This is a genomic window from Pseudogracilibacillus sp. ICA-222130 (genome assembly GCF_037892545.1).
Taxonomy (GTDB): Bacteria; Bacillota; Bacilli; order Bacillales; family Amphibacillaceae; genus Pseudogracilibacillus.
This window is the reverse complement of record NZ_JBBKBG010000001.1, coordinates 113,823-131,318: the sequence shown is the minus strand read 5'-3', so window position 1 is coordinate 131,318 and position 17,496 is coordinate 113,823. Positions and strand designations below refer to the sequence as shown.

Annotated in this window: 16 protein-coding genes; 3 read left to right on the top strand and 13 right to left on the bottom strand. The window is 35.0% G+C overall.

Annotated features, from left to right (window positions below):
* The 4 genes from WKT09_RS00650 to WKT09_RS00635 form a co-directional block, all read right to left on the bottom strand.
* Nucleotides 1–1,143, bottom strand: a complete 1,143-nt coding sequence (locus WKT09_RS00650) for an acyl-CoA dehydrogenase family protein (RefSeq protein ID WP_336266928.1) — start codon at nucleotides 1,141–1,143, stop codon at nucleotides 1–3.
* A 216-nt stretch (nucleotides 1,144–1,359) separates the two neighbouring features.
* Nucleotides 1,360–3,810 (bottom strand): DNA topoisomerase IV subunit A, encoded by a 2,451-nt coding sequence (gene parC / locus WKT09_RS00645; protein WP_336266926.1) that lies wholly within the window; start codon nucleotides 3,808–3,810, stop codon nucleotides 1,360–1,362.
* 29 nt (nucleotides 3,811–3,839) lie between these two features.
* Nucleotides 3,840–5,762, bottom strand: a complete 1,923-nt coding sequence (parE, locus tag WKT09_RS00640) for a DNA topoisomerase IV subunit B (protein WP_336267046.1) — start codon at nucleotides 5,760–5,762, stop codon at nucleotides 3,840–3,842.
* Between the two features lie 154 nt (nucleotides 5,763–5,916).
* On the bottom strand, nucleotides 5,917–6,330 hold the full coding sequence (locus tag WKT09_RS00635; RefSeq protein ID WP_336266925.1) for a CoA-binding protein: 414 nt from the start codon (nucleotides 6,328–6,330) through the stop codon (nucleotides 5,917–5,919).
* Nucleotides 6,331–6,506: 176 nt separating this feature from the next.
* Between WKT09_RS00635 and plsY the strand changes: the two genes are divergently transcribed.
* From plsY to WKT09_RS00620, 3 genes are all read left to right on the top strand, one after another.
* Nucleotides 6,507–7,100 carry a glycerol-3-phosphate 1-O-acyltransferase PlsY gene (plsY, locus tag WKT09_RS00630; protein ID WP_336266924.1) on the top strand — a complete coding sequence of 198 codons (594 nt, stop codon included), beginning with the start codon at nucleotides 6,507–6,509 and terminating at the stop codon, nucleotides 7,098–7,100.
* 91 nt (nucleotides 7,101–7,191) lie between these two features.
* Complete coding sequence (gene yidD / locus WKT09_RS00625) at nucleotides 7,192–7,431, top strand: membrane protein insertion efficiency factor YidD (RefSeq protein ID WP_336267045.1); 240 nt, start codon at nucleotides 7,192–7,194, stop codon at nucleotides 7,429–7,431.
* A gap of 12 nt (nucleotides 7,432–7,443) precedes the next feature.
* Complete coding sequence (locus WKT09_RS00620; protein WP_336266923.1) at nucleotides 7,444–7,731, top strand: HesB/YadR/YfhF family protein; 288 nt, start codon at nucleotides 7,444–7,446, stop codon at nucleotides 7,729–7,731.
* Nucleotides 7,732–7,864: 133 nt separating this feature from the next.
* Here the strand turns inward: WKT09_RS00620 and WKT09_RS00615 are convergent, their stop codons facing one another.
* The 9 genes from WKT09_RS00615 to lepA all read right to left on the bottom strand — a co-directional run bounded on the left by WKT09_RS00615 (nucleotide 7,865) and on the right by lepA (nucleotide 17,435).
* Nucleotides 7,865–8,161: a hypothetical protein gene (locus tag WKT09_RS00615; protein WP_336266922.1), complete on the bottom strand. Its 297-nt coding sequence runs from the start codon at nucleotides 8,159–8,161 to the stop codon at nucleotides 7,865–7,867.
* Between the two features lie 2 nt (nucleotides 8,162–8,163).
* Nucleotides 8,164–8,589: an acyl-CoA thioesterase gene (locus tag WKT09_RS00610; RefSeq protein ID WP_336266921.1), complete on the bottom strand. Its 426-nt coding sequence runs from the start codon at nucleotides 8,587–8,589 to the stop codon at nucleotides 8,164–8,166.
* Nucleotides 8,590–8,797: 208 nt separating this feature from the next.
* Entirely contained in the window at nucleotides 8,798–9,559 is a 762-nt protein-coding gene (locus WKT09_RS00605) for a 16S rRNA (uracil(1498)-N(3))-methyltransferase (RefSeq protein WP_336266920.1), read from the bottom strand.
* Nucleotides 9,560–9,709: 150 nt separating this feature from the next.
* A complete protein-coding gene (prmA, locus tag WKT09_RS00600; RefSeq protein ID WP_340414176.1) occupies nucleotides 9,710–10,648 on the bottom strand; it encodes a 50S ribosomal protein L11 methyltransferase in 939 nt (312 codons plus the stop codon).
* A 33-nt stretch (nucleotides 10,649–10,681) separates the two neighbouring features.
* Entirely contained in the window at nucleotides 10,682–11,800 is a 1,119-nt protein-coding gene (gene dnaJ / locus WKT09_RS00595; protein WP_340414175.1) for a molecular chaperone DnaJ, read from the bottom strand.
* Nucleotides 11,801–11,929: 129 nt separating this feature from the next.
* Entirely contained in the window at nucleotides 11,930–13,753 is a 1,824-nt protein-coding gene (dnaK, locus tag WKT09_RS00590) for a molecular chaperone DnaK (protein ID WP_340414174.1), read from the bottom strand.
* Nucleotides 13,754–13,777: 24 nt separating this feature from the next.
* Nucleotides 13,778–14,368, bottom strand: a complete 591-nt coding sequence (grpE, locus tag WKT09_RS00585) for a nucleotide exchange factor GrpE (protein ID WP_340414310.1) — start codon at nucleotides 14,366–14,368, stop codon at nucleotides 13,778–13,780.
* Between the two features lie 83 nt (nucleotides 14,369–14,451).
* A complete protein-coding gene (hrcA, locus tag WKT09_RS00580) occupies nucleotides 14,452–15,477 on the bottom strand; it encodes a heat-inducible transcriptional repressor HrcA (protein ID WP_340414173.1) in 1,026 nt (341 codons plus the stop codon).
* 149 nt (nucleotides 15,478–15,626) lie between these two features.
* Nucleotides 15,627–17,435 (bottom strand): translation elongation factor 4, encoded by a 1,809-nt coding sequence (gene lepA, locus WKT09_RS00575; RefSeq protein ID WP_340414172.1) that lies wholly within the window; start codon nucleotides 17,433–17,435, stop codon nucleotides 15,627–15,629.
* Between the last annotated feature and the right edge of the window lie 61 nt (nucleotides 17,436–17,496).

Genomic DNA, 17,496 nt, shown 5'->3' with positions numbered 1-17,496 from the left:
TTAACAACCTAAGTGTCGTGCAATAACGACACGTTGGACTTCAGATGTACCTTCTCCAATAACGAGCAATTTTGCATCACGAAGCAATCTTTCTACTTCATATTCTCTCATATAACCATATCCGCCATGGATTTGAATAGCTTCATCTGCTGAGCGTACAGCCGTTTCAGTTGCAAATAATTTGGCATATGCTGCTTCTTTTGAAAAAGCTTTCCCTCGGTCTTTCAACCAAGCAGCTTTTATTACCATATTTCTAGCTAATTCAACTTCCATCGCCATATTAGCTAATTTAAATTGAATTGCTTGAAAACTACTAATCGGCTTTCCGAATTGAGTACGCTCTTTTGCATATGCTAATGCACGATCTAATGCTGCTTGCGCAATACCTACTCCTAGTGCACCAATTGAAATACGACCACCATCTAATGTTTTTAAAAACTGTTTAAATCCAGCTTCTTTGTCTCCTAATAAGTTTTCTTTCGGGATACGAACATCTTCTAAAACGATCTCTGCAGTATCAGAACCACGAACTCCCATTTTATCGTAGTTACTCGTAATTGTTACCCCTTTCGTATTTGTTGGTACGATAAATGCGGAAATAACATTACGTCCTTTTTCGTTTTTACCTGTAACTGCTGTAACAATTAATGTTTCTGCAAAACTAGCATTCGTAATAAAACATTTTTCACCATTAATGACATACTGATCGCCTTCTAAAACAGCAGTAGTTTTTGTTCCACCCGCATCTGATCCTGCATTCGGTTCCGTTAAACCGAAAGAAGCTAATGCACGTCCTTCAGCTAAAGGTTGTAAATACGTCTTTTTTTGTGTTTCGGTTCCGAACATATTAATTGGGGAAGCACCTAAAGAAACAGCAGCTGCATAACTTAATCCAGTACTTCCACATACACGACCAATTTCTTCTACTGCTAATGCATATGAAATTGTATCTGCACCAGCACCACCATATTCTTCTGGAATTGGCAATCCTAACAAACCTAATTCACCCATTTGATCAAAGATGTCTTTTGGAAATTTCGCATCCCGGTCAATCTCAATAGCGCGTGGTGCAATGACATCATTTGCAAAATCACGAACCATTTGACGAATCATCTCTTGTTCTTTCGTAAATTCAAAATTCATGTTCTTCCTCCTCTTAAATTTTCTCTCTTTATGTATAAACGTATAAGTATTCTTATTTTAATACATTTATTCGATTATTGCACAATATTAATTATGACCTGGTATAAAAATATTAATATTCTTATAAAATATCACTCTTTTTTATACATAAAATCGAAAGGCTTCCCGTAATATGCACATATGAAAATTGCTATTTATTACGAAAAGCCTCTTTTATTAATTTTCTTCTATATCAAATATTTTTTCATATGGTGTGTCTGTTACAATTTCTTGAATATTTCCTTCGTTTTCTGTATCAATGACGAAGGAACCGTTACTTTGTCTATCACTAATTGGTAATCCATATGGAATTAATTCTACTTTTTCTTCATCTGATGTAATGAAGTGTAATTTTTCATCTTTTTCTAAAATAAAAAATCCTTGAATACGATGTGGTTTTGATTTTAATTCCCGAAGCATCATTACACCCCGTCTAGCTCTAGAAGAACGTTCAAAAACTTGCAATGTCATTCGTTTACATGCACCTCTTTGTGTTACGATAATTAAGTTTGGATCTTCAGATTCATGTAAAATTTGACCATTTACGACATAATCATCATCTTTTAATTGAATACCTATGACACCGAGGGCACGTTGTCCGATGGGACTAATATCTGCTTCATTAAACCATAAACCATATCCTAAATGTGTTGCAATAAAGATATCTTGTTTTCCATCTGTTTCAAAGACGTTAACGACTTCATCGCCATCACGTAAGTTTAAAGCAATTAAACTACGACTATAACGATTTGACTCATACAAATCTTGGGTTGATTTTTTCACCATTCCTTGTTTAGTGAAGAATAAAATAAACTTTTTGTTGGAAAATTCTCGCACAGGAATACATTGAACGACTTCTTCATGCTGTTCCATCGTCGTCATATTTGATAAATGAATCCCCATATCTTTCCACCTAATATCTTGTAACTCATATACCGGAATACAAATATATTTTCCAAGGTTCGTAAAAATTAGGAGGTTATCAGTCGTATCTATCTCCATTAAGCGTAATAGATGGTCAGTAGGTTTCATCGTTAAATCTTCTTTATTGGAAGCGGCATAAGAACGAAGGCTAGTACGTTTCACATACCCTTCTTTTGTTACGGAAACGACGACCGTTTCATTTGGAATGGTTACTTCAATATTAATATTGATTTCTTCAATTTCCGCTTCAATTTTAGTAAGACGTTCTGTTTTATATTCTTTTTTAATTCGTTTTAATTCATTTTTAATCGTATTTAATAGCTTTTTAGGACTTGCTAAAATCGCTTCATACTGAGCAATATGTTTTTCTAACGTATCTTTTTCTTCTTGTAATAATGTAATATCCGTATTCGTTAAACGATATAATTGCAATGCCAAAATTGCTTCAGCTTGTTCATCTGAAAATTTATAGCGAGCAATCATTTTTTGTTTAGCATCTGCTTTGTTTTCAGAATGGCGGATGAGATGAATTAATTCATCTAAAATAGAAATAGCTGTCATTAAACCTTCTACAATATGCGCCCGCTCTTTTGCTTTTTTAAGGTCGAATGTCGTTTGTCTTGTAATGACATCTTTTTGGTGAGCAATATATGCATCTAACACAGCTGGTAACGACAATAGCTTTGGTGTTTTATCTTCAATCGCAACCATATTATAATTGTAGGACACTTGTAAGTCGGTATTTTTATACATGAAGTTTAAAATACCTTCTGCATCTGCATCTTTACGCAATTCGATAACAATTCTCAATCCCTCACGGTCTGTTTCATCCCGTACTTCTTGAATCCCTTCTACTTTTCTTTCTGCATGAAGTTCATCCATTTTACGGACTAAGGTAGCTTTGTTTACATCATAAGGAATTTCATCGATCACGATTTGTTCACGGTTTCCTTTTCCTTTTTCAATGGTTGCATTACCACGTAAAATCACGCGACCTTTTCCTGTTTCAAATGCTTGTTTTATGCCATCGACCCCTTGTACAATTCCACCGGTTGGAAAGTCTGGACCTTTTATTTTAGTCATTAACTCATCGACAGTTGCATTTGGTTGCTCCATTTTCAATACAACTGCGTCAATCACTTCTGCTAAATTATGTGGTGGAATATTTGTCGCATAACCAGCTGATATACCTGTAGAACCATTAATTAACAGGTTGGGTAATTTAGCTGGAAAAACAGTCGGTTCCTCTGTCGTATCATCAAAGTTAGGAATGAAATCGACCGTTTCCTTTTCAATATCTTTTAGTAACTCTGTCGTTATTTTTGATAAACGAGCTTCCGTATAACGCATGGCTGCTGCAGGATCACCATCAATACTTCCATTATTCCCGTGCATTTCCACTAATTCATAACGCATTTTCCAATTTTGACTTAATCGGACCATCGCATCATAAACGGATATATCTCCATGTGGATGATAGTTACCGATCACGGTCCCGACGGTTTTCGCGGCTTTACGAAAGTTTTTATCATGTGTATTTTTATCCATATGCATTGCATATAAAATACGACGTTGTACAGGTTTTAATCCATCACGTACATCTGGGAGTGCTCGGTCTTGAATAATATATTTACTATAACGACCAAAACGGTCCCCGATGACGTCTTCAAGAGGTAATTCAATGAATTGATTTGCTTGAGACATAATCATTCTCCTTTTACACGTTCAAAATCTTATTTATCTAGTATGTTTTCATCTTCCTCTAAACCGAAAGCGACATTTTCTTCAATCCATGAACGACGTGGTGCCACCTTGTCCCCCATTAATGTCGTTACTCTTCTTTCAGCTTGTGCCATATTATCCATCGTTACACGTACTAATGTACGCGTTGTAGGATTCATCGTTGTTTCCCATAGCTGGTCTGCATTCATTTCTCCTAGACCTTTATAACGCTGAATCATATAGCCGGATTTGAATTTTTTAATCGCTTGTTCAAGTTCTTTTTCTTCCCAAGCGTAAATAATTTGTTCTTTTTTTCCTTTTCCTTTAGAAATTTTATATAAAGGTGGTAAAGCGATATATACTTTTCCCGCCTCAATAAGGGGGCGCATATGACGATAGAAAAAAGTCAATAGTAATACTTGAATATGTGCCCCATCCGTATCTGCATCTGTCATGATAATGATTTTATCATACCGAGCATTATCGACATTAAAGTCAGAGCCAACACCAGCTCCAATCGTATGAATTATCGTAGCAATTTCTTCATTTTTCATAACATCTTCTAATTTTGCTTTTTCCGTATTAATTACTTTTCCTCGTAACGGTAAAATCGCTTGAAAAACTCGGTCTCTTCCTTGCTTGGCAGATCCACCAGCTGAATCACCCTCAACTAGAAACAGTTCGTTTTTAGTGTAATCACGTGATTGTGCAGGTGTTAATTTTCCACTTAATAAAGTATCATTACGTTTTCTTTTCTTCCCATTCCGTGCATCTTCTCTTGCTTTTTGTGCAGCCTCTCGAGCTTCTTTTGCTTTAATCGCTTTCGTTAATAAGCTTTTAGCGATTTCTCTGTTTTCCTCTAAAAAATATGTCAGTTTTTCAGAAACGACACTGTCGACGACAGAACGAACTTCTGGTGTACCTAATCTACCTTTTGTTTGTCCTTCAAATTGTAAATATTTTTCAGGAACTCGAACAGAAATGACCATCATTAATCCTTCACGAATATCATTTCCATCTAAGTTTTTATCTTTTTCTTTTAAAATATCTGTTCTTCTTGCATAATCATTAAATGTTCTTGTAATTGCACTTCTTGCTCCTACTTCATGTGTACCCCCGTCTTTTGTGCGAACATTATTTACGAATGAATGCATGTTTTCTACATAGCTATCTGAAAACTGCATTGCAATATCGACTTCGATTTCGTCTTCCTTTCCTGAAAATGAAAGCACATCGTGTAAAGAATCTTTTCCTTCATTTAAATAATTGATAAATGAAATAAGCCCATCTTCATAATGGTATACTTCTTCTAAATCCGTACGTTCATCTTTCAGCGTAATTTTAATACCACTTAATAAAAACGCTGACTCTCGTAAACGATCACTAATTGTTTCGACTTTATATTCCGTCGTTGTAAAAATAGCCGGATCTGGTTTAAAGCGAATTTGTGTCCCTACTTGTCTTGTGTTGCCGACTTCTTTTAATGGAGCAACAGGATGGCCTCCATTTTCAAAGCGTTGTGTATATTTTTTTCCATTACGACAAGTTGTTACTTCGAGCCATTCACTTAATGCATTTACAACCGCTGCACCAACTCCATGTAACCCCCCACTTGCCTTATAACCACCTTGGCCAAATTTTCCACCTGCGTGTAACACGGTGAAAATAACTTCTGTTGTCGATACTCCTGTTTCATGTTGTCCAGTAGGAATACCACGTCCATCATCTTTAATGGAGACACTATTATCTTTATGCAATATTACATCAATTTCATTTCCGTACCCTGCTAATGCTTCATCTACTGCGTTGTCAATAATTTCATAAGCTAAATGATGTAATCCTTTTACATCCGTACTACCAATATACATTGCAGGTCTTTTTCGTACGGCATCTAGTCCTTCTAATACTTGTATCGATTGTTCATCATAATTCATAGAAGTATCACTCAATGTACCTCGACTCCTTTAACTTTCACTTCCATCACTGTATAAAATATTATACGGTTATTCATTCAGATTTCAATTGTTCATTACATTTTACCGAATAAAAAGAGATGACGATTGTGTCATCTCTTTTCGTTCTCTTTTACTATAATAACACTGCATGCAACACTTTTATACATAAATCCATTATTACAGTAAACTCATGTTCTTTCAATGTTTTATATGCTTCTTCATTTGATACACCTTGTTGTGCCCAAAAAACTTTACAATCTGTTTGAATTGCTTCCTCTGCAACTTGTGGTAGAAACTCTGATCTTCTAAATACATTAATAATATCAATTTTTTCTTCAATGTCAGTTAATCTAGTATATGCCTTTTCTCCTAGTACTTGATCAACTTTTGGATTTACTGGAATAATTTTGTAGCCAGCTTTTTGCATTGCTTCAGCAATTTGATAAGAAGTTCTAGCGGGATTATCAGATAAGCCGACAATTGCAATTGTTTTTGATTCTTTTAAAATTGTTTTAATAGTTTCATTTGGAGGATTTTTCCATGTCATTGTACATACCACCTTTATATGTAAATTGAAAACGATTTAATTACCTTTACTTTACCATATTTTCCTCTATTTAAAAAATATTGCGTATTTCAACATTGTTCGTACTGTTTTATAAAAAATTATGCTAAACTAAATAATTAGAACAAAGAATAAAGAAAAGAAAGTGGGACGAGAAAGTGGAATATGTTATTTTTATTATTATCGCTTATTTATTAGGGTCGATCCCTTCTGCGTTAATTGTAGGAAAAATCGGCTACAATATAGATGTTCGAGAACACGGAAGTAAAAATATGGGGGCAACGAATGCCTTTCGTGTTCTAGGTAAAAAAGCTGGCATTATTGTCACAATTTCAGATATTTTAAAAGGAACATTAGCAACAATTGCTCCTCTTATTGGAGCTATGTTTATGGATGTGGAAGTGTCCCGTTTATTGATAGGTATATTTGCTGTAATTGGTCATACATATCCTATCTTCGCAAAATTTAAAGGTGGGAAAGCAGTTGCTACATCTGGTGGAGTTATTTTAGGTATTAATCCTTTATTATTTTTAGCAATCGTCGCAACGTTTTTAATTACGTTAAAAATAACGAAGTATGTTTCTTTATCATCGATGTTAACTGGTGTTATCGCAACGATTATTAGTGCGTTTTTGCACGATTTATTACTATTTTGCATGATATTATTTTTAACAATTTTTGTTATTATTCGTCATCGTGAAAATATAAAGCGTATTAAAAATAAAACTGAACCTAAAATTACATGGATGTAAACGTACGAATCCAAATAATTGAATCTGTTTTATTGCTTCACGTATACTAATGATAGTATCTATTCTTTGTAAAGGATGTCTATGAAACATGATGAAACATTTATTCATGGGAATTGTTCGATTTTATCAAAAGTTTATAAGTCCTATTAAGCCACCAACCTGTCGATTTTATCCTACTTGTTCACATTATAGTTTACAAGCATATGAAAGATTTGGTGCATGGAAAGGTACTTATTTAACTATAAAACGTATTTTAAAATGTCACCCATTTCATCCTGGTGGAATTGATTTTGTACCAGAAAAAGAGGAAAAGAATAATTCACATAGCTAGGAGTTGTTTTCATTGGAATTACATGTCACAAAAAAAGCAGTTCAATGGTATAAGGAAGAATTATTAGTAGACGAAGGGATGACAATTCGATTTTTCGTTCGATATGGTGGTGTTGGTGGACTCGTTCCCGGATTTTCAATCGGTGTAAAAGTGGAAGAAGAAAATCAGCCACATGTATCTGTTGTTGTCGATGGGATTACATTTTTTGTCTCAGAAGAAGATGCTTGGTATTTTGATGGAAAAGATCTTCATGTCACATATGATGAACAATTAGAAGAACCACAATTTACGTATTTGTAAATTGTGGTTTTATTTTATCGTACTATAATTCTGCTCGATCTTATTTCACTTATTATGCTATAGGGATACGATTGGATTTCTAACTTGCTATGGGGCATCGCTACTTACGTCTTCCTTATACAATATATGAGATTTATAAGTTAAAGCGACGGATATGACCGAACATTTTTTCCTTATATAAAATCTCGCGCTGTCTCTCTTCAAATAAATCAAAATGTGGGTATGATGTGAAATGGATCCATTCTTTTTTAAGTCCATATTGTTGACCCCAATGAATTAAGCGGTCGATATCATTACAACCCACTTTTGTAACGGATGTTGCGGTAGGGAAACGAGGATCTTCCCAATAATGTGTAAGAAAAGCAATTTCACCATTCTTCACTTTCTCTTTCCATAATATGAGTTCTTTTCGTTTAATCCCAAAAGCCACTTTTATCCCTCTTTACTTACTAAACGTTGATATGCTTCATGCCATTTAGGATGTACTTTACGTAATCGAAGCGGACGGAATGTTTTATGATCTACAATGACATGATCTGAAGCTCCTGTTACATACACATCGCCTTTTTCGTCTACAACACGATATTTATAAGTCGTACGAATGCCGTCATACTTCTCTAGCCATGTTTCAATAATGACTGTATTGCCATATCGAGCAGGTTTTTTATATGTAATTTGTAAATCGATGACTGGTGAAACGACCCCATCTTGTTCCATTTCCGCATACTTAAATCCTAGTTGTTCAATTAGTTTTGTTCGTCCGATTTCAAACCAAACTAAATAATTAGCATGATAGACGACACCCATTTGATCTGTTTCCTGATATCTTATTTCAATTTCTGTACGATTAATTACCACGACATTTAACCCCTAACCATATATAAATTATACATTTATTATAACATAGACGAATCATGTAGAAATACTATAAAACAGGGCTTTACCAAATAAAGTTAGTAACTCGATTAAAATCACTTTATACACATTGGTAATTTTGCAGCAATCGTTTCTAATTTCAAGCAGAAAAAATGGTGCCAGTGGATCATTTTTTCTCCACCAACACCATTTATTGTGCTTCTAATTCTTCAAAATAAAATGACAATGCACTTAATGCATATAATGAAGCTGTTTCCGTTCGTAAAATACGCTTTCCTAAACGAACCGCATGTGCTCCATATGATTTTAATTGCTCTACTTCTCGCTTTGAAAAGCCACCTTCTGGACCGATAAACAATAGTACACGGTCTGCTTTTTTAATATGTTTTAATGCTACGTAAAACGAATGATACTCTTCCGTTTTTGCTTCTTCTTCATAAGCAAAAAGAATATGATCATAGATGGACGCATCTTGTAACATGGCATCTAAAGTTCGGATTCCATCTATTTTAGGAATGGATGTGCGATGTGATTGTTCACTTGCTTCCTTTATAATTTTTTCATATCGTGGAAGTTTTTTATTCGTAGCTTTCTGATCCCATTTTGCAACAGAACGATCCATTTGAATAATTTCAAATTTATCTGCACCTAATTCAGTTCCTTTTTGTACGATGAGTTCTAATTTGGAGCCTTTCGGTAATCCTTGTGCGATTGTAACAGATACAGGTAAAGCTTTTTCTTCCATCATTTTCTCTTTCATTTCAAATGTGACAGATCCATCTTGGATTTCAGAAATCATCGCGATAAAACTTTCATCTGATGGGAAACTTAAAATAACTTCATCTCCGCTTTGCATGCGCATTACGTTTATAATATGGTGGGCATCTTCATTCGAAATAGTAACAGTTTGATCATCGTTTATATCATTTTCTATGATAAAATATCGTTGCATCAAAACACCTACTTTTTTGTATCAATAATTAAAAAGATATATGAGAATTATATTAGGCTTCGTTAGCCATTTACCATAAGCATTTTTAGCAGCAATGTATAACAGACGTCATCCAACAAGAGCTACTGTTTCACTGCTCAGAGACGTTTCTTAACCTTTTTTGGCGATGAAACTTACCCAATTGTTCTGTTCATTTTTCTCGATTATTGTAAATCCTTTTTGCTCCATTGCTTCGCATACCATTCTTTCTTTTGATTGAATAATTCCAGATGTAATGAAAAGTCCACCATCTTTTAAATTATCCCATGCATCATCGATTAGCAATAATAAAATATCAGCTAATATGTTTGATACAATGATATCAGCGGTTTGCGATACATTTTTCAATAAATCATTTTGTTTGACGGTAATTTTATGTTGGAAATGATTTAAATCACGATTCATTTTAGTACTGTGCACTGCTACTTCATCTAGGTCATATGCATATACATGCTCTGCCCCTAATAAAACAGCACCGATAGATAATACACCAGAACCAGAACCAACATCCAATATAATATCACCTGGTGTAATCGTTTTTTCAATTGCTTGCATACTTAAAACCGTTGTCGGATGTGTTCCTGTACCAAATGCCATACCAGGATCAATAGAAATGATTTGTTCGTTTTCATTCTTTTTCGTGTAATCTTCCCAACTTGGCACAATCGTTAATGTATCCGTAATAGGCAAAGATGTAAAATATTTTTTCCATTCATTTTCCCAATCTTCTTCTTTTACGTCATGCACAAATACATCATCTAAACCTAAATCAATCTCATACTGAGCCAGTTGGCGAATTTTTTTCACTAACGATTCTTTTTTCGCTTCCCATTGATCATTTGCGACAAAATATGCTTTAATAAATACGCCTTCTTTCGGGAACATATTTTCATTTAATGCATATAATTCTCCATAAAATGCACGTTTCTCCCTTGTTAAAACATGTGGGTCAACGATAACTACACCGTTTGCACCTTCATTATTTAAGACGTTTGATACAGGCTCTATCGCTTCGTTTGTAGTATGATAGACAAATTCTTTCCAATCCATTTCAAGTCACTCTTTTCTTCGAATAAAAGTCGACTATTCCCCTTTAAAAGCTTTTTTAAAACGTTTAAAGATGGTGTCCTCTTCTTCCGATATTGGTGTATTGTCATCCAGTTGATTAAATTCCTTTAATAACTCTTTTTGACGAGATGTTAATTTAGTCGGTGTTACGACACGGACTTTAACATGTTGATCTCCATGGCCATAACCTCGAACGTTCGGTGCCCCTTTTCCACGTAAGCGGAATGTTTTTCCAGTTTGTGTTCCAGCAGGCACTTTAATGTTGACAGCACCATGTACGGTCGGAACTTCAATTTCATCTCCTAATGCTGCTTGGGCAAAAGTGATTGGTAATTCTAAGAAAATATTATCCCCTTCACGTTGGAAAAATTCATGTGGTTGCACATGAACAACAACGAATAAGTCTCCGGCAGGACCACCATTTTTGCCTGGTTCTCCTTTTCCAGATAAACGAATTTGTTGTCCTTCATCGATCCCAGCTGGGATGGTGACTTTAATCGTACTGTTTTTCTTCACTTTTCCAGCACCACGGCAAGTCGTACATTTATCTGTAATAATTTTTCCTTTTCCTAAGCAATGATTACATGTTCTCTGACTTTGTACACGGCCAAATGGTGTATTTTGTTCCACAGTTACATGTCCAGATCCATGACAATTCGAACATGTTGTAGGATTTGTACCAGGTTTTGCACCTGATCCATTACATGTTTCACAATTTTCTTCTTTCGGAATAGTAATTTCCGTTTCCTTTCCAAAAATTGCTTCTTCAAATGTTAATTCCATCGTATATTGTAAATCTGCTCCTTGTTGTGGTGCATTTGGATCTCTTCTTCCACCACCACCGAAGAACATATCAAAAATATCATCCATGCCACCGAAGCCACCAAAGCCTCCACCACCACCGAAGCCTTGTTGTTGGCTTGCATGACCAAATTGATCATATTGTGCACGTTTTTGTTCGTCATAAAGTACTTCATATGCTTCTTTAGCTTCTTTAAACTTTTTCTCAGCGTCGTCTTCCTTGTTCACATCTGGGTGATATTTACGCGCTAATTTGCGGTATGCTTTTCTAATTTCTTCTTTACTTGCGTCTTTCGAGACACCTAATACTTCATAATAATCTCGTTTACTCAAAATATTCACTCTCCTGAAACGATCTCAATCTTATTTATAATACCATTAATGTCATTGCCATAGCAAATGAGTCTCTTAAAAAAAGTCAAAGCCAAGAAATCCTGACTTTGACCTTTTGTTTCTATATATTTATTTCTTTTCATCGTCCACTTCTTCAAAATCTGCATCTACTACATCATCTGATCCAGCTGCATCCCCGTCTGCACCTGCTTGTTGTTGTGCTTGTGCTGCTTGTTCATATAATTTTGTAGCTAACTGTTGAACTTCTGCCTCAAGTGCTTCTTTTTTCGCTTTAATCTCGTCTATATCGTCGCCTTCTAAAGCAGTTTTAAGTTCCTCTTTTAATTGTTCTGCCTTTGCTTTTTCATCATCAGAAACATTTTCACCTAAGTCTTTTAATGTTTTTTCTGTCATAAACACAGCTTGGTCAGCTTCATTACGTAGATCGATTTCTTCGCGACGTTTTTTGTCCGCCTCCGCATTTTCTTCCGCGTCTTTTACCATTTGATCGATTTCTTCATCCGATAAACCTGAAGAAGATTTGATTGTAATCGATTGTTCTTTATTTGTTCCTAAATCTTTTGCACGTACGTTTACAATACCATTTGCGTCAATGTCAAATGATACTTCGATTTGGGGAATTCCACGTGGTGCTGCTGGAATATCTGTTAATTGGAAACGGCCTAATGTTTTGTTATCTGCAGCCATTTCACGTTCCCCTTGTAATACGTGAATATCTACAGCTGTTTGGTTATCTGCAGCAGTTGAGAATATTTGTGATTCACTTGTTGGAATCGTTGTATTACGTTCGATTAATTTTGTCGTAACGCCACCCATCGTTTCAATCCCTAGAGATAATGGTGTTACATCTAATAATAATACGTCTTTTACATCACCTTGTAATACTCCACCTTGAATTGCTGCCCCTAAAGCAACTACTTCATCAGGGTTTACTCCTTTTGATGGTTCTTTACCAGTTTCGTTCTTAATTGCTTCTTGAACAGCTGGAATACGAGTAGATCCACCAACTAAAATTACTTTATCAATATCTGATGCAGAGAAATCCGCATCTTGTAACGCTTTACGTACAGGAACCATTGTTTTCTCTACTAAATCTGATGTTAACTCATCAAATTTTGCACGAGTTAATGTCATTTCTAAATGTAATGGTCCAGCTTCTCCAGCCGTAATGAACGGTAAAGAAATTTGAGTTTGTGATACACCTGATAAATCCTTTTTCGCTTTTTCAGCTGCATCTTTTAGACGCTGTATTGCCATTTTATCTTGTGATAAATCAATGCTATTTTCTTTACGGAATTCTTCTACCATATAGTCGATGATTTTTTTGTCAAAGTCATCCCCACCAAGACGGTTATCCCCAGCTGTTGAGATAACTTCGAATGTACCATCACCGATGTCTAAGATTGATACGTCAAATGTACCTCCACCTAAGTCATATACTAAAATAGTTTGGTCGTCTTCTTTGTCCATACCGTATGCAAGAGCTGCAGCAGTTGGTTCGTTAATAATTCTTTCCACCTCAAGGCCAGCGATAATACCTGCATCACGAGTAGCTTGACGCTCCGCATCGTTAAAGTATGCTGGAACTGTAATAACAGCTTTTGATACTTCTTCACCAATATAACTTTCTGCATACTCTTTTAAATGTTGTAATAAAATAGCCGATACTTCTTGTGGCGTATAATCTTTGTCTTCAATGGTTACTTTGTAATCAGTACCCATATGACGTTTGATAGATTGAATAGTGTTTGGGTTTGTAATTGCTTGGTTTTTTGCAACATTTCCTACTTGTCTTTCGCCATTTTTAAATGAAATAACAGATGGTGTTGTTCTATTTCCTTCTGGGTTAGGAATAACAACTGGTTCTCCACCTTCCATTACTGTTACACATGAATTTGTTGTTCCTAAGTCAATACCAATAATTTTACTCATCATTTATTCTCCTTCTTCTTTAAACTATTTATTAACTTTTACCATTGCTGGACGAATTACTTTATCTTTTAACATATAACCTTTTTGCAATTCTTCTACAACAATATTTGATGCTACTGATCCATCTTCTACTTGCATTACTGCTTGATGAATATTCGGGTCAAATGGTTCATTCACTGCATTAATTGCTGTAACCTCTTCTGATTGCAATGCTTCTGCAAATTGGTTGTAAATCATTTGCATCCCATCCATCAACCCTTTGTTTTCCTCCGTAATTTCTACTTGTAATGCACGTTCGAAATTATCTAATACAGATAAAAGGGCTGTCGCTAATTTTTCGGATTGATATTTTCTTTCCGCTAGTCTTTCTTCGTTCGTACGACGTTTAAAGTTATCATACTCTGCTTGAATACGAAGCATACGGTCTTTTAATTGGGCTGTTTCTTGTTTCAACTGTTCATTTTCTTGTAACACTTCTTCTATATTGATCTCTTCACTTTTTTCAGCATTCGCCTCATGATCTTCCTCTGTTACGTCCTGATTCTCATCGATATTTGTTTCATCGATATCTTCATTCGTAACGTTTTGCTCTTTCGTTTCTTCCAAAACGTACACCTCCGTAATATCCATTACCACGTTACACAATAACATGAATTTTATACAAAATAAACTATAATGGTCATTCTTTTATATGTCAGCTACTCATTACTATGTGGGTAAAAAATTTCGCTTATTTCATCTGACAATGCTTGCATTAATGAAAATACCTTACGATACTCCATCCTCGTTGGACCTATTAATGCAATTTTCCCAGTTTGATTGTCATTTAATTTATACGAAGACGTGATCAAACTGAAGTGTTTAATTGCTTCATGTTCATTTTCATTTCCAATCGATGCTTGAATACCTTCTGATTGTTTCGATAATAAATCAATCATTAGTTGTTCATTTTCCAACATGGTGTAAAAATCGTAAATTTTTTCAACATCTTTAAACTCCGGTTGCATCAGGATGTTTGATTGTCCGCCGACGTAAATTTTTGTACTATCGTCATAAGTTAAAACAGACTGAATATAATCATACATTACTTCATAATTGTGGATATGTTTTTCCATTAATGCATAAACTTCTGATTGTAATGTATATGGTAATTGGACGAGTGGAACATTTTGTAAACGATCATTTAAAATATTCATGAGCTTTTCTAATTCAGACATGGAAATCGTGCTCGGAACAGTGAATGATTTATGTTCCACATGCCCGGTATTCGTCACTAAAATGGCAACAGCAGTCGTATCAGAGATTTTAACTAATTGTACTTGTTTTAATGTTGCATCCATATCATTTGGACCAAGAATGACTGTCGTGTAGTTTGTTAACTGTGATAATAAATCAGCAGATAATTGAACAATTTGTTCAAAATCGACCATTTTATTTTGCATGACATGTTTAATAATATTTAATTCTTTTTGTTTCATTTTTGGTGTAATTATATGGTCGACATAATACCGATACCCTTTTTCAGAAGGGATTCTTCCAGATGAAGAATGTGTTTTTTCGAGTAATGCCATATCTTCTAAGTCTGCCATCACATTTCGAATGGTTGCAGAACTAAGTTGAATCGATTCATCTTTTGATAAAGCACGAGATCCAATTGGGTGCGCCGTATCAATAAAATTATCGATAATTGTTTGTAAGATGAGCAACTGTCTTTCTGTTAACATGTTTATCACCTCTGTTAGCACTCGATCGATGTGAGTGCTAATGCTAATTATAAATTATCAAATCTCATTTTCATTGTCAATTATGTTGACTCTTTTTTATAAAAAAGTAGATGACTGGATTACCATCATCTACTTCGTCTTTTCTATGATTAATTATCATTCAATTGTAATACACTCATGAAGGCCTCCTGCGGAATTTCAACAGAGCCAACCATCTTCATTCGCTTCTTACCTTCTTTTTGTTTCTCTAGTAACTTTTTCTTACGTGAAACGTCCCCACCATATAGCTTCGCTGTTACATCTTTACGTACAGCTTTAATATTTGTTCTGGCAATAATATGGTTTCCAATCGCCGCTTGAACAGGAACTTCGAACTGTTGTCTTGGAATTAATTCACGTAGTTTTTCCGCAATTTGACGGCCACGACTTTGGGCAAAGTCTTTATGAATAATAACGGACAATGCATCAATTGCTTCACCGTGTAATAAAATATCCATTTTCACTAAATCAGATGCTCGATTCTCAATATATTCATAATCTAATGACGCATACCCTTTTGTATGTGATTTCAATTGATCAAAGAAATCAAAAACAATTTCAGACAGTGGTATTTCATATACGACATTGACACGAACATCATCTAAATATTGCATATCAACGAATGACCCACGTTTTCGTTGACAAATCTCCATCACCGGACCAACAAAGTCGTTTGGAACCATGATCGTTGCTTTTACATACGGCTCTAAAATTTGTTCAATTTCAGTTGGCTCCGGCATTTGGGCTGGGTTATCGATACGTAAAACTTCCCCATCTGTTTTATGAACTTCGTAAATAACACTTGGTGCTGTTGTAATTAAATCAATGTTAAATTCTCTTTCAATTCTTTCTTGGATAATTTCCATATGAAGTAAACCTAAAAATCCAGTTCGAAATCCAAAACCTAATGCTTGAGATGTTTCAGCTTCGTATTGTAATGCAGAGTCATTTAATTCTAATCGTTCTAATGCATCACGTAACGGATTATAATCTTCCGAGTTAACAGGATATAAACCACAGAAAACCATTGGATTTAATTTACGATACCCTGGTAGCGGTTCTGTTGCTCCGTTTATTGCATTTGTAATCGTATCTCCAACACGTGTATCTTTCACATTTTTAATTGCTGCCGCCATATAGCCTACATCCCCGACGGTTAAATGGCTACGTTTTTCTTCTTTTGGTGTAAAAACACCGACTTCTAACACTTCATATTCTTTATCTGTTGCCATCATTTTTATTTTATCGCCAACATTAATTTGTCCTTCTTTCACACAAACATATGCGATGACTCCACGGTATGGATCATATAGTGAGTCAAAAATTAATGCTTTTAATGCGTCATCTGGATTCCCCTCTGGTTCTGGTACTGCTTCTACGACCCGCTCTAAAATATCTTCAATACCGATATTTTCCTTTGCCGATGCTAAAATAACATCATCAGGATTGATCCCAACAATATCGACCAATTCCTGAGTAACTCGTTCAGGATCAGCATTTGGTAAGTCAATTTTATTAATGACAGGGATAATTTCTAAATCATTATCTAAAGCTAAATAAACGTTTGCAAGTGTCTGGGCTTCAATTCCTTGTGCCGCATCCACCACTAAAATAGCTCCCTCACACGCCGCTAAACTACGGGATACTTCATACGTAAAATCGACATGCCCAGGTGTATCGATTAAATGGAATATAAAGTCTTCTCCAGCTTTACTCGTATATTCCAGTTGTACAGCGTTTAATTTTATTGTAATTCCACGTTCTTTTTCTAAGTCCATCGCATCTAATAAACGATCAGACATTTCTCTTTCAGTTAATGCTTTTGTATTTTCTAAAATTCGATCTGCTAAGGTTGATTTTCCATGGTCAATATGTGCGATGATCGAAAAATTTCGTACACTACGTTTTTGTTTTTTCATTTCCTGCCACTCCTACAATAAATTGAGCATATATTTTTACATATCTGTTACATGATTATAT

What these genes read in the sequence shown, in the direction of transcription:
- prmA (WP_340414176.1), bottom strand. Translation starts at nt 10,648, where the DNA reads ATGGATTGGAAAGAATTTGTCTATCATACTACAAACGAAGCGATAGAG.
- parE (WP_336267046.1), bottom strand. Translation starts at nt 5,762, where the DNA reads ATGAATTATGATGAACAATCGATACAAGTATTAGAAGGACTAGATGCC.
- yidD (WP_336267045.1), top strand. Translation starts at nt 7,192, where the DNA reads ATGAAACATTTATTCATGGGAATTGTTCGATTTTATCAAAAGTTTATA.
- parC (WP_336266926.1), bottom strand. Translation starts at nt 3,810, where the DNA reads ATGTCTCAAGCAAATCAATTCATTGAATTACCTCTTGAAGACGTCATC.
- lepA (WP_340414172.1), bottom strand. Translation starts at nt 17,435, where the DNA reads ATGAAAAAACAAAAACGTAGTGTACGAAATTTTTCGATCATCGCACAT.
- WKT09_RS00650 (WP_336266928.1), bottom strand. Translation starts at nt 1,143, where the DNA reads ATGAATTTTGAATTTACGAAAGAACAAGAGATGATTCGTCAAATGGTT.
- WKT09_RS00635 (WP_336266925.1), bottom strand. Translation starts at nt 6,330, where the DNA reads ATGACATGGAAAAATCCTCCAAATGAAACTATTAAAACAATTTTAAAA.
- dnaK (WP_340414174.1), bottom strand. Translation starts at nt 13,753, where the DNA reads ATGAGTAAAATTATTGGTATTGACTTAGGAACAACAAATTCATGTGTA.
- WKT09_RS00605 (WP_336266920.1), bottom strand. Translation starts at nt 9,559, where the DNA reads ATGCAACGATATTTTATCATAGAAAATGATATAAACGATGATCAAACT.
- hrcA (WP_340414173.1), bottom strand. Translation starts at nt 15,477, where the DNA reads ATGTTAACAGAAAGACAGTTGCTCATCTTACAAACAATTATCGATAAT.